Source organism: Streptomyces sp. NPDC058051 (assembly GCF_042885475.1).
Lineage (GTDB): Bacteria > Actinomycetota > Actinomycetes > Streptomycetales > Streptomycetaceae > Streptomyces.
Genome location: NZ_JBHVRW010000003.1, coordinates 86718 through 99258, shown reverse-complemented (window position 1 = coordinate 99258; position 12541 = coordinate 86718). Strand labels below are relative to the sequence as shown.

10 protein-coding genes are annotated in these 12541 nt (G+C 71.1%); 2 read left to right on the top strand and 8 right to left on the bottom strand.

The annotated features are described in order from the left end of the window. Window positions 1-206: 206 nt before the first annotated feature. Window positions 207-878, bottom strand: a complete 672-nt coding sequence (gene nucS / locus ACFVUT_RS06105) for an endonuclease NucS (protein WP_389644569.1) — start codon at window positions 876-878, stop codon at window positions 207-209. A gap of 260 nt (window positions 879-1138) precedes the next feature. Between nucS and ACFVUT_RS06100 the strand changes: the two genes are divergently transcribed. Then, window positions 1139-1531 carry an SCO5389 family protein gene (locus tag ACFVUT_RS06100; RefSeq protein WP_073745285.1) on the top strand — a complete coding sequence of 131 codons (393 nt, stop codon included), beginning with the start codon at window positions 1139-1141 and terminating at the stop codon, window positions 1529-1531. A gap of 75 nt (window positions 1532-1606) precedes the next feature. On the opposite strand, the gene ACFVUT_RS06095 is transcribed toward ACFVUT_RS06100, so the two are convergent. Then, window positions 1607-2650, bottom strand: coding sequence for an LLM class flavin-dependent oxidoreductase (locus tag ACFVUT_RS06095; RefSeq protein ID WP_389644572.1), 1044 nt, complete (start codon window positions 2648-2650; stop codon window positions 1607-1609). 210 nt (window positions 2651-2860) lie between these two features. On the opposite strand from ACFVUT_RS06095, the gene ACFVUT_RS06090 reads away from it, so the two are divergent. Continuing rightward, window positions 2861-3190, top strand: coding sequence for an ATP/GTP-binding protein (locus ACFVUT_RS06090; RefSeq protein WP_389644575.1), 330 nt, complete (start codon window positions 2861-2863; stop codon window positions 3188-3190). Window positions 3191-3252: 62 nt separating this feature from the next. Here the strand turns inward: ACFVUT_RS06090 and ACFVUT_RS06085 are convergent, their stop codons facing one another. The 6 genes from ACFVUT_RS06085 to scy form a co-directional block, all read right to left on the bottom strand. After that, window positions 3253-4125, bottom strand: a complete 873-nt coding sequence (locus tag ACFVUT_RS06085; protein ID WP_389644578.1) for an ABC transporter permease subunit — start codon at window positions 4123-4125, stop codon at window positions 3253-3255. Further along, window positions 4122-5285, bottom strand: coding sequence for an ABC transporter ATP-binding protein (locus ACFVUT_RS06080; RefSeq protein WP_389644581.1), 1164 nt, complete (start codon window positions 5283-5285; stop codon window positions 4122-4124). Before ACFVUT_RS06080 ends, ACFVUT_RS06085 begins: the two co-directional genes overlap by 4 nt. A 308-nt stretch (window positions 5286-5593) precedes the next feature. Next, entirely contained in the window at window positions 5594-6373 is a 780-nt protein-coding gene (locus ACFVUT_RS06075) for an ABC transporter permease subunit (protein ID WP_389644584.1), read from the bottom strand. 5 nt (window positions 6374-6378) lie between these two features. After that, on the bottom strand, window positions 6379-7482 hold the full coding sequence (locus ACFVUT_RS06070; RefSeq protein WP_389644587.1) for an ABC transporter ATP-binding protein: 1104 nt from the start codon (window positions 7480-7482) through the stop codon (window positions 6379-6381). A gap of 87 nt (window positions 7483-7569) precedes the next feature. Continuing rightward, entirely contained in the window at window positions 7570-8508 is a 939-nt protein-coding gene (locus ACFVUT_RS06065; protein ID WP_389644590.1) for a cellulose-binding protein, read from the bottom strand. Window positions 8509-8692: 184 nt separating this feature from the next. Beyond that, a complete protein-coding gene (gene scy, locus ACFVUT_RS06060; RefSeq protein ID WP_389644594.1) occupies window positions 8693-12520 on the bottom strand; it encodes a polarized growth protein Scy in 3828 nt (1275 codons plus the stop codon). Window positions 12521-12541 lie beyond the last annotated feature (21 nt).

The following is a 12541-nucleotide window of genomic DNA, read 5'->3' as shown; positions in this document are numbered from 1 at the left end:
GAGGTCATCCGGCAGGCTCTGAGCGAAACCCCGTGGGCGTCGGAGGAGCGGGATCCCTCGGACGCCCACGGAACGGCACAGGCGCGGCGCGTCGGAGCGGCGGCCGTCACAACAGCGGCGGCCGTATCAGGACCACGGCGGCCGTATCAGGACCACGGAGGCCGCGTCAGAACCACGGCATCCGTATCAGAAAGACGGAGGCCGCGTCAGAACAGTCGCAGCTTGTCGTCCTCGATGCCGCGCAGGGCGTCGTAGTCGAGCACCACACAGCCGATGCCGCGGTCCGTCGCCAGAACCCGCGCCTGGGGCTTGATCTCCTGCGCGGCGAAGATGCCCCGCACGGGGGCGAGGTGGGGATCGCGGTTGAGCAGTTCCAGATAGCGGGTCAGCTGCTCCACACCATCGATGTCGCCGCGCCGCTTCAACTCCACCGCGACGGTCTGCCCGTCGGCGTCCCGGCACAGGATGTCGACCGGGCCGATGGCTGTGAAGTACTCACGGCGGATCAGGGTGTAGCCCTCGCCGAGTGTCTCGATCCTGTCGGCGAGGAGTTCCTGGAGGTGCGCTTCGACACCGTCCTTGATGAGGCCCGGGTCGACGCCCAGCTCATGGGACGTGTCATGGAGGATTTCCTCCATCGTGATGATCAGTTTCTCGCCCGCTTTGTTGACCACGGTCCAGACACCCGCGGTGTCGTCGGAGCCCTCCTTGAGCGTGCAGGGCGGTGACATCCAGTTGAGAGGTTTGTACGCCCTGTCGTCGGCGTGGATCGAGACGCTCCCGTCCGCCTTCACCAGGATCAGACGGGGAGCGGAGGGCAGGTGGGCCGTGAGCCGGCCGGCGTAGTCCACGGAGCAGCGGGCGATGACGAGACGCATGGTCGGCAACGCTACTCGACGACAGGTGCTCCACGCGATTCACCCTCTGCCGCCCTCCGGGCCCGGATCGGTGCCCAAGAGGCTTGCCCCTCTTTGCGCCTCTTCGATATTGGCCGGTTGTGTTCCCAATCTCCTGGTGCGGCCAGGACTGCACCCTTACCGTGGAAGCAGGAGGTCGCCGTCCGTGCACGCTGCGTCGCCGTCCTCCTTCCCAGTCCGTAAGGCCCCGGCCCGGCGTCGGGGTCGCGAGAGGAGAACCCATGTCGCTCGACGTCTCACCGGCGCTGTTGGAACAGGCCGAGCGAGGCGAGGTCGACGAAGCCGACTTCGTCGACTGCGTCCGGACCTCCCTGCCCTACGCATGGGAGATGATCAGCTCTCTGGTGGCTCAGCTGAAGGTGGACGGCGGAGAGTTCGCCGACAACCAGACGCCGCCGCCGGACGAGCAGGCACGTGGTCAGCTGCTGCGCGCGCTCGCGAGTGATGCCATACGCGGTGCTCTGCAGCGGCACTTCGGGGTGCGTCTCGCATTCCAGAACTGCCACCGCGTCGCGGTGTTCCCGCTGGACGCCTCGGTCGACGACCGCCTGGCCCGCTTCACCTCGGTGAGGGGCCAGTTGCTCAACCAGTCGCCCGAACTACGGGACTGCTAAACGCTTCTGCTGCCGTTCCGGGCCGCGGGAGGCGACTGGCTCCGGGACGGCAGCCCCCGTACCTCTTGAGCATGCCTATGTGAGCAGCGGCAGGACGTCGGTGCCCAGCCGCGCTACGTTCTCCTCCGTGGCCGTCAGATCTCCCGAACCCTCCACCAGGAGCGCGAATCGGGTGATACCTGTGCGCTCGGCGGTGGCCGCGAGCCGGTCGGCCGCGAGCCCGGGCGGGCCCACCGGATGAAGGCCGCAGAGCAGTTCCGTATAGGCGACCGGGTCGCGCATCACGCGGTGCCGGCCGTCGACGGTCACATGGGCGGCCAGGCCCTGGCGCAGCCAGCCGGGCATGGCCTTCACGAGCGTCTCCATGGCGTCCTCGGCACGGTCGGCGATCTGCGCCACGCCCGCGGACACGTGCCCGGCCTCCCGGACGCTCTCGGGCGAGCGGCCTGCGGCGAGAGCGGTGGAGCGCCACAGGGCGACCATCTCGGCCTTCTCCTCGTCCCCGCAGTGCATGCCGAGCAGCATCGGCAGGCCGTGCTCGGCGGCGAGCCTCACCGTCTTCGGCGAGGTGCACGCGACGACCACCTCGGGACCGCCGGGGTTCTCGCCGCCGTCCGCGCCGAGCAGTTCGTCGGCCCGGGGGACCACCGCCACCTCGCGGAAGCCGTACCGCTCCCCGCTGCCCGCCACCCGGGGTTTGCCCAGCCAGTCGAGCAGCAGCTCCAGCGACTCGGGGAAGCCCTTCTCGTACGCCGCCAGGCCCCCTCCGAACACCTCCAGGTCCACCCAGGGGCCGCCCCGGCCGACGCCGAGCGTGAATCTGCCGCCGCTGGTGAGATGGAGCAGCGCGGCCTGTTCGCCGAGTGTGACCGGATGCTGGGTCGGCAGCACGCTCACCGCCGTGCCCACCCGGATGCTCCGGGTGCGGCCGAGCAGCAGCGCGGCCAGGGTGACGGCGGACGGGCAGACCCCGTACGGCACGAAGTGATGTTCTGCCAGCCAGACCGCGTCGAGTCCGGATTCCTCCGCGACCTCGGTCGACCGGATCGCGCGATGCAGCGCCTCTCCCGGCCCCTGCCCCGGGAACTGGGCTGCCAGTACGAACGTTCCCACACGCATCGCCAATTGCCTCCTTGCGGCCGACGCGGCTCTCCCCTACTGGCAACAACGTCTGACACGTGCCAAAGGCACGGTCCCTCGGCAAGTTGTTGCGATTTTCCGGTAACTCACCTGGTCCGGGGTGCTGTCCCGTGCGGTGCGGGACACGGCGTAGGGCCACATGGCCCTACGCTGGACAGGAACTGCCCGGCCTGCCCAGTGAGGTGTCACGTGTCCCCGCGCCGCAACCGCCCCCGAGGCGGCGAGAGTCCCCACGACAGCGCAGCGGAGCCGGGGGCCCGGTTCGGCGGCGGCGGGCGCACCGAGCAGTGGCGGGGCGAGGAGTGGTCGGTCCGCCCGGTGAGCGGAGCGAGCGCGGCCGGCAAGCGGTATCGCTGCCCCGGCTGCGACCAGGAGATCCCGTCCGGCGTCCCGCATCTGGTGGCCTGGTCCGAGTACGGCGGGATCGACGACCGCAGGCACTGGCACAAGGCCTGCTGGAACGCGAAGGACCGCCGCACCACGGAGGTGCAGCGGTCCAGGAACGCGCCTCGCCACTGAGCTGCGGAGGGCGGCGGGCGACGGGCGGCAGGTGACGCAGGCTCGCCGGTGGCGCGGGCCCGTCAGACGTCGCGCTTCTCCAGCGCCGCATAGGCGCCGATCAGTGCCACGGCCGTGACGCCGATCATGATCCACAGCGGATCCCAGCCCGACGGTCCCGACGTGCCGGTCGAGGTGTCGTAGAGCACGCTGAGCTGGTTGGGGATCGAGTACTCGAAGAGCGCGTCCCGCAGGTCGCTGAGCGTCTCCGAGAACATGAAGATGGCCAGCACGAGCGGCAGCAGCACGACACCGATCATGATCGTGATCGCACCTGCGGAGTGCCGGATGAGGGCACCGACCGCGAGCGAGAGCAGCCCCAGCGTCGCGACGTACAGGCCGACACCGACCGTGGCACGCAGCCACTCGCCGCCGGTGGATGCCTCGCCGCCGAGGATGGCCGTCTGCAACGCGCCGACCACAGCGGTCGTCACGGTCGTGATGACGAAGGTGAGCAGGAAGAAGACGACCGCCTTCGCGGTCAGTACCCGCCCACGGCTGGGGCAGGCCGTCAGCGTCGTGCGGATCATTCCGGTGCCGTACTCGGAAGCGATGGTCATCACGCCGAGCGTGATCACACAGATCGAGCCGAGGAGCACGCCGAAGAAGCCGAAACTGAGCACCGGGACGGTGCCGATGTCGGTGTCGGCCACGTTGATGAGCGTGGCCACCAGCAGCCCGAGGCCGATGAGCAGCACGACCATGACGCCGAGCGTCCACATCGTGGAGCGCACCGAACGGATCTTGGTCCATTCGGAGGCGAGCGCGTCGCCGAGGGTGGCCTGACGCAGCGGGATCGGTGAGGTGTAGGGCCCGGTCGGTGCGCCCTGCCAGTTCTGCTGCGGAACCGGGGCCTGCTGCTGGTACGGCGCCTGCGGGGGCGGCGGTGTGGTCATCGGGCGTCCTCGCTGGTCTCGCGCTTGGTCAGGTCTGCGGGGGCGGCGGCGGGGGGTGCCGGGACGGCGGGAACCGGGGCCGCGGGCGCCGCCGGGGCTGCCGCGTACGGGTTCTGTCCGGGCGGCGGCGGGGCGTACCAGTTCTGCTGCGGCATCTCCGGGACCGGCTGCTGGTGTGCCCCGTAGCCGGGCTGCTGTCCGTACCCAGCGGGCACCGGCTGCTGGAGTCCGGCCTTCTGGTCCACCGTCGAGCGGTAGTCCACGGCGCCCTGCGTCATCCGCATGTACGCCTCCTCCAGCGATGCCTGGTGCGGCGAGAGCTCCCACAGCCGGATGTCCGACTCGTACGCCAGATCACTGATCCTCGGCAGCTGCAGACCGGTGACCCGCAGGGCTCCGTCCTGCTCCGGCATGACCTGGCCGCCCCCCTCGGTGAGGGCGGTGGTCAGCTTCTCCCGCTGCTCCTGCGCACCGTCCGCGACCCGCACGCGCGCGAAGTCGGCCGAGTTGGCGGAAATGAAGTTCTTGACGCTCATGTCGGCGAGCAACTGCCCGCGGCCGATCACGATCAGGTGGTCGGCGGTGAGCGCCATCTCGCTCATCAGATGGCTGGAGACGAAGACCGTACGCCCCTCCGCCGCCAGCGTCCTCATCAGATTGCGGACCCAGAGGATGCCCTCGGGGTCGAGGCCGTTGACCGGCTCGTCGAAGAGCAGCACCTGCGGGTCGCCGAGCAGGGCCGCCGCGATGCCGAGCCGCTGGCCCATACCGAGCGAGAAGCCCTTGGACCGCTTGCGCGCGACCTCGTGGAGACCGACGACACCGAGCACTTCATCGACCCGGGCGGCCGGGATGCCGGCGAGCTGGGCGAGCGAGAGGAGGTGGTTGCGTGCGCTGCGCCCGCCGTGCACCGCCTTCGCGTCCAGCAACGCGCCCACCTGCCGCGGAGCGTTCGGCAGGCTGCGGTAGGGGTGACCACCGATCGTGACATGGCCGGAGGTCGGCCTGTCCAGGCCCAGCATCATGCGCATGGTGGTGGACTTGCCCGACCCGTTGGGACCGAGGAACCCGGTGACGGCCCCCGGCCGCACCTGGAAGGAAAGGTTGTACACGGCCGTCTTCGCGCCATAGCGCTTGGTCAGGCCGACTGCCTCGATCATGCTCCAGCCCCATCGACTTCGTCGGTCGTCGGGGCCCAGGCCGTGCGGCCGTACGCCCCCGTAAGAGTTAGGAGGATATCCAGGGCTTGACGGTTCCAGCCAAGTCGTGACGACGGCGCCTCGCCTTCCGGGCGGGCGGAAGCGATGATTCCGGCCTGGTCGGGGGGAGAGAGCGCGATGTGTCGCCCACCCGTCACACGTGCCTCTCCCCGGCCACACGTCCCGCATCCGGTCAGGCGTGTCCTGTATCCGGTCAGGCGTTCCCAGCCGGTCCGGCGCAGCCTGTTCGGTCGCCGTGCCCAGTTCGGTCAGGCGTCCCGCTTCTTCAGTACGAGGTAGCCGCCGACGAGTGCCGCCGCCACCCACGCGACCAGGATGCCGAGCCCGCCCCACGGCCCGTACGGAGCCGGGCTGCTGTTCAACGCGTCGGGAACCACCTGCATGATCTTGGATCCGGCCTGGTCGGGGAAGTAGCGGGCGACCTTCTTCGCGCCCGGGACCGCCGACAGGATCTGGGAGACCAGGAAGAAGAACGGCATCAGGATGCCGAGCGACAGCATGGAACTGCGCAGCATCGTGGCCACGCCCATGGAGAAGATCCCGATCAGGCCCATGTAGATGCCGCCGCCCACGACCGCGCGCAGGACATTCTCGGCGCCGATGTCCGTGTGGTGGTCGCCGAGGAGGGACTGTCCGAGGAAGAACGAGACGAAGCTGGTGGTGAGGCCGACCAGCAGGGCCAGCAGACCCGCCACCGCGATCTTGCTGAACAGGAACGAGCCGCGTTGGGGCACGGCCGCCAGCGAGGTCCGGATCATGCCCGAGCTGTATTCCGTACCGACCACCAGCACACCGAAGACGACCATGGCCAGTTGGCCGAGGACCATGCCGGAGAAGCTGATGAGAGTCGGGTCGAAGGTGGCTCTCTCCGGTGCGGGGAGGTCGTCGAACTGGGCGTTCATCAGGGCACAGAGCGCCGCGCTCATCGCGACGGTGACGGCGAACGCGCAGATCAGGGTCCAGACGGTCGACGAGACCGTACGGATCTTGGTCCACTCGGAGGTCAGGACCGCGGGTACCGATGCCATCGTCGTCACGCCCCCTTGCCGGTGCCGGAAGTACTGGAGGTGCCGGGTGCCTCAGGAGCACTGCTCCCGGCCCCGGGTACGCCTTGTGTGCCGTTCCCGGCTCCGGGTACGCCTTGTGTGCCGTTCCCGGCCGTGCCGGCGGCGGTCCGCCGGTCCCACTGATCGCCCCACTGCGGACCTGTCGGCGTCGGTGCCGCACCGAGTTCCGAGTGCGCGTGGTACTCCACGGAGTCCGCCGTCATCTGCATGAACGCTTCCTCCAGGGAGGCCCGCTGGGCACTCAGCTCGTGCAGCACGATCTGATGCCGGGCGGCGAGCTCGCCCAGCGCCTCGGTGGTGGCACCGTCGATCTCCAGCGTGCCGCCGCCGGTCTCGACCACGATCAGGCCCTCCTCGTGCAGCACATCGCGCAGTCGCTCCTGCTGCGGCGAGCGCAGCCGAACGTAACTGCGGGAGTTCTGGTGGATGAAGTCCGCCATCGAGGTGTCGGCGAGCAGGCGGCCCTGGCCGATCACGATCAGATGGTCCGCGGTGAGTGCCATCTCGCTCATCAGGTGCGAGGAGACGAAGATCGTCCGGCCTTCCGCGGCGAGCGCCTTCATCAGATTGCGGATCCAGTGGATGCCCTCGGGGTCGAGGCCGTTGACCGGCTCGTCGAAGAGCAGCACCTGCGGGTCGCCGAGCAGGGCCGCCGCGATGCCGAGCCGCTGCCCCATGCCCAGGGAGAAGCCCTTCGACTTCTTCTTCGCCACCGCAGTCAGGCCGACGGTGTCCAGCACCTCCGCGACCCGGCTCTCCGGGATGCGGTTGCTCTGCGCGAGACAGAGCAGATTGTTGTACGCGCTGCGCCCGCCGTGCATCGACTTCGCGTCCAGCAGCGCCCCGATGTACTTGAGGGGTTCTTCCAGGTCGCGGTAGTGCTTGCCGTCGATGCGCACCGAGCCGCCGGTCGGGTTGTCGAGATCGAGCATCATCCGCATCGTCGTGGACTTGCCTGCCCCGTTGGGCCCCAGAAAGCCCGTCACCATTCCGGGTCTGACCCGGAAGGAAAGCCGGTCGACGGCAACCTTGTTGCCAAAGCGCTTGGTGAGGCCCTCAAGCTCGATCATGCGTTCACGCTAGAACGGCCACGCGCCCGGCGCCACCACAAAAGGCGGAACCGGGCGCGTGAGAGGTACGACTGCGGTATTGCGGGGTCAGCGGGTCTGCTGAGCCGGAACGCCGCGGGTGACCGGCTCGTCGTCGGCGGGGGAGCCGGCGGCGGCGACGGCGGCACCCGTCAGCGTCGCCAGCATCTCGCGGACGTTGGTCAGCTGAGCGTTGATCGAGTCGCGGCGGTTGGTGAGCGCCGCCAGCTCGCGCTCCGACTCGCTGCGGATCCGGTCGGCCTTCGCGTTCGCGTCGGCCACGATGTCCTCGGACTGGCGCTGCGCGGTCTCCACCGTCTGGCGGGCCCGGCGCTCGGCGTCGGTACGCAGCTTCTCGGCCTCCAGCCGCAGCTGCTCGGCGCGGTGCTCGATCTCCGCGAGACGCTTCTCCGCCTTGGCCTGACGGGACGCGAGGTCACGCTCCGACTGGTCGCGGCGCTTGGCCAGGTTGGTCTCGAAGTCCGCGGCGGCCTGGGCGGCCTTGGCGCGGGTCTCCTCGAAGAGGGCGTCCGCCTCCTCGCGCTTCTGCGAGGCGTCCTTCTGGGCATCCGCACGGAGCGAGGAAGCCTCACCCTTGGCCTTCTCGACGATGCGAACGCCCTCGTCCTCGGCCTTCGTCTTGCGTTCGGCGGCGAATGACTCGGCGTCGTTGCGCACCTGCTGGGCGGCCGACTCGGCGAGCTCGCGGTGCTGCTCGGCGGCGCGACGGGCCTCCTCGCGCAGGTCCTTCGCCTCCTCCTCGGCGAGGCGGAGAATCTTCTCCACACGGGCGCCGAGACCGGCGTACGACGGCTCCGCGTCGTTCACCTGCGCCTGGGCGTTCTGCGTTTCGAGGTGCAGCTCCTCGATGCGCTTTTCCAGAGACGTGATGCGGGTGAGAGCACTATCACGGTCGGCGACGAGCTTGGTAATGCGGTCATCCACCTGACCGCGGTCGTATCCACGTCGCACGAGCTCGAAGCCGAAGGGGGAGGAAGGGTCGCTCATGAGGTTCCTGTCGAATGAGACCGGTGAGGTGTTAGGGGGAATCCTAGGGGCCTGGGCGGCGTGTCATCGAGCGGATGCTGTGTTGATCTGGAGAATGACACCCCTTTTGAGTGGCTGACCCACCGTAACCCTTGCCACCCGGAGAGTTGAACGTCCTTGACGGAGCACGGAGATGACGGGGCGACTACCCCTCGGACGACTTGCCACCCGATCGAGTGCCGGCCGAGGCCGCGGCTTTGACGCCCCCTGTGGAGCCGCCCGCGCCCTTGCCGCCGCCCGTCGGCGTCTCGAATGACTCCAGTGCCTCCAGTACGTCCTGCACGCGGGAGATCTCGGTGTTGATGTCCTCGCGCCGGCGTACCAGCAGATCGAGTTCGCGTTTGCCGTCGTCGACCGTACGCTTCGCCTCGGCCTCGGCGTCGGCCCGCAGCTTCTCGGCCTCGCGGACCAGCGCGGCCTTCTTCTGCTCGGCCTCCTTCAGCAGTGCCTCGGCCCGCTTCACCGCCGCGATCCGGACCTTGCTCGCCTCCGAATCGGCCTCGGCCACCAGCTCCTTGGCCTTGGCCGCCGCCTCGTCGCGCTGCTCGGTCGCCGCCTTCATCAGGTTGTCGACGCGCTCGCCCGCCGTCTTCATCTGCTCGGACGTCTCCCGCCGGGCCCGGTCGTGCAGCTCCTCGATCTCGCTCTCGATCCGGGCCCTCAGCTCCTCGGCACGCTCCCGGATGGCCGTGGCGTCCCGACGCGCGCCGACCAGCAGCTCGTCCGCGTCCGTACGGGCGCGCTCCACCAGGGAGTTGCCCTCGACGGTGGCCGCCGAGGTGATTCGTACGGCCTCCTTGCGGGCCACGCCCACCATCGTGTCGGCCTGCTCCTCGGCCTCGGTGGCGGCGCGCAGCGCCTCCTCCCGGGCCTTGCCGATGAGTTGGTCCGCCTGCTCGGCGGCGTCGGCACGGCGCTTCGCCGCTGCCTCCCGCGCCTCGTCGAGCAGGCGGTCCGCCTCCTGACGCGCATCCGCGCGCATCTGTTCGGACGCCGCCTCCGCCTCGGCGCGCACCCGCTCCGCCTCCTCGTGGGTGCGCACCGCGTGCTCCTGCGCCGAGCCGACGGTGGCGGCGGCCTCCGCGCGCAGCCGCTCCGCCTCGTCCGCGGCCTCGCCGGTGACCCGGGCCGCCCGCTGCGTCGCCTCGTCGACCAGCGCGGTCGCCCGCTGCGTCGACTCCGTACGGATCCGCTCGGACTCGCTCGTCGCCTCGCCCACCAGCCGGTCGGCCTGGGTCGCCGCGTCGGAACGCATCCGGTTGGCGTCCTCGCGGGCCTCGGCCCGGCTGCGTGCCGCGTCCTGCTCGGCCGAGGCCAGCGTGTCGGAGGCCTCCGTACGCATCCGCTGGCTGTACTCCGCGGCGTCCGCGTGCAGCCGCTCCGACTCGGTGATCGCGTCGGAGACGGTCCGTTCGGCCATCGCCTTCGCGGCCTCGGCCTCCTCCTGCGCCTCCCGGCGGAGCCGGCTCGCGTCCTCGCTCGCCCGCTCCCGCTCCGCGTACGCGTCGGCGCGGACCCGGTCCGCCTCCTCCTGCGCCTCGGACTTCGTCCGCTCCGCGGCGTGTTCGGCGGTGGAACGCAGCCCGGCGATCTCCGCCTCGGCCTGCTCCTGCAGCCCGCTGACCGAATCCCGCACCTGCTGGGCGGTCTGCTCGGCCGCGGCCACCAGCTCGGTCGCCCGGCTGTCCGCCTCCTCGGCCAGGCGCTGCGCCTCGGCCTGCGCCTCCTCGACCCGCTTGCGGGCGGCGGCGAGAAGCTCCTCGCTCTGCTCGCGCGCCCGCTCACGCTCCTGGTTCGCCTCGGTGCGCGCCGCGTCGAGGGTCTCCTCCGCCGCCCGGCGGCGCCGGTTCGCCTCCTCCTGCGCGGCGGCCAGCGCCTCGGCGGCCTCCGCGCCCACCCGTTCGGCGGCGGCGCCGGCCTCGGCACGCACCCGGTCGGCGCTCTCCTGCGCCTCGGACTTCAGCCGCTCCGCCTCGGCGGCGGCCTCGCCGCGCAGCCGTACGGCGGTGGACTCGCCCTCCGCACGCGACTGCGCGGCATCCGCCGCGGCCTCGTCACGCAGCCGCTCCGCCTCGGTCTCCGCCTGCGCCTGAAGCGACCGCAGCCGCTCGGCGGCCTCCGCGCGCAGCCGCTCGGACTCCTCGTTCGTCTCGCGCCGGATGCGCTCCGCCTCGGCGCGCGCGTCCGTGAGCTCCTGCTCGGCCGTGGTGACCCTGGTCTCGGCCTCGGTGTGCAGCCGGGTCAGCTCGTCGGCCGCGCCGGCCTTCCGGGCCGCGACCGCGCGCTCGGTCTCCTCGCGCAGCTCCGCCGCCGCCTGTTCGGCCGCGGTGGTGGTGGACCGGGCCTGCTCCTCGGACTCGGTGCGCAGCTGCTCGGCCTCGGCCCGGGCACGCTCCAGGGCCTCGTCGGCCTGCTTGCGCAGCACGCCGGCGCGCTCGGAAGCCTCCGAACGGACCCGCTCGCTCTCCGAGCCCGCGGTGGCACGCAGCTCCTCCGCGTCCGCCGTGGCCTTCGACAGCAGCTCCTCGGCGGTCTTCGCGCCCTCCTCGATCTGCTGGACGGCCTCGCGGCGGGCCTCGCCGCGAATCCGCTCGCCCTCCGCGACCGCCTCGGAGCGCAACTGCTCGGCCTCGCCGCGCAGCCTGCGCGCCTCCTCCTGCAGCTCGACCGTCTTGGCCCGGTACTCCTTGGTGTCGTCCTTGGCCGCGCCCTTGAGCTGATCGGCCTGCTCGGCGGCCTCGCCGCGCAGCCGGTCCGCCTCGGACTCCGCCTCCCGACGGATCCGGTCGGCCTCCTCGCCCGCCGCCCGGGTGGTGGACTGCGCGTCCTCGGACGCCTTGGTCAGCACCTCCTCGGCGGCCCTGGCGGCCTTGGCGAGCTGCGCTGCGGCATCCTCGGCGGCTGCCGAGCGGGCCTTCTCGGCCGCCTCGGACTTCAGCCGGTCCGCCTCGGCGCGGGCATCGGCGAGCGCCTGCTCGGCGTCGGCCTTGAGCGACTCGGCGTCCTTGGTGGCCTCGCCGACCAGCCGGGCGATCTCCGACTTGGCCGTGCGCGTGCGCTGCTCGTTCTGCGACTCGGCCGCGGCCAGCCGCTTGACGGCGGCTTCCTTCGCCTCGGCGGTGACCTTCTCGGCCGCCAGCCGGGCTTCGCGCAGCTGGGTCTCGGCCTCCTGCATGCGCTGCTCGGCGGTGCGGTTCAGCTCGGCGGTCTGGTGCCGGGTCTGCTCGGTCTCGGCCGTCGTGGACGTACGCAGCCGCTCGGCGTGGCTGGTGGCCTCCTGCGCCTGGGCGGAGGCGGCGGTCAGCAGCCGCTCGGCGTCCTTGCGGGCGCGCAGCAGGATCGCCTCGGCCTCGGTGCGTGCCGACTCGGCCTCCGAGCCGAGCCGCTGCCGGGTCTCCTCCGCGAGCCGGCCCGCCTCGGTGCGCGCGGCCGTCAGGGACTGCTCGGCCTCGGCCCTGGACTCCTCCATCAGCCGGCGGGCCTGGGATTCCGTCCTGGCCCTGAGCTGCTCGGCCCAGGCGACGTTCTCGTTGACGTGGGACTCGACGGTCTGGCGGCGCTCGGCCAGCTCCTGGTCGAGCTGCTGGCGCCGCTGCACGGCCTCGTTGTGCAGCTCGGCCTGGAGGCGCGCCTGGTGCTCGGCGTGCTCCTGCAGGATCCGCTGCGTCTGCGCACGGGCGTCACGGAGCTCCCGCTCGGCGTCGGTCCGCAGCTGCTCGGCCTGGATCTGGGCGTTACGCAGCAGCTGCTCGGCCTGATAGCCGATGCCGGCGCTGTCGTAGGCCGGACGGCTCGCGAGATTGCGCCGAGCCTCGTGCAGCTTGGCGCGCAAGACCTCGACCTGGTAGCCGAGGTCCTCGGCGTGCTGGACGGCCTTCTCCCGGTCGGTCTTCAGCCGGTCCATCTCGGCTTCGAACCGCGAGAGATGGTCGTCTTCAGCTCGGTGGCTCTCCTGGCGTTCGTAGCCCCGCACTGCGCGGTCCCATCCGTCCCC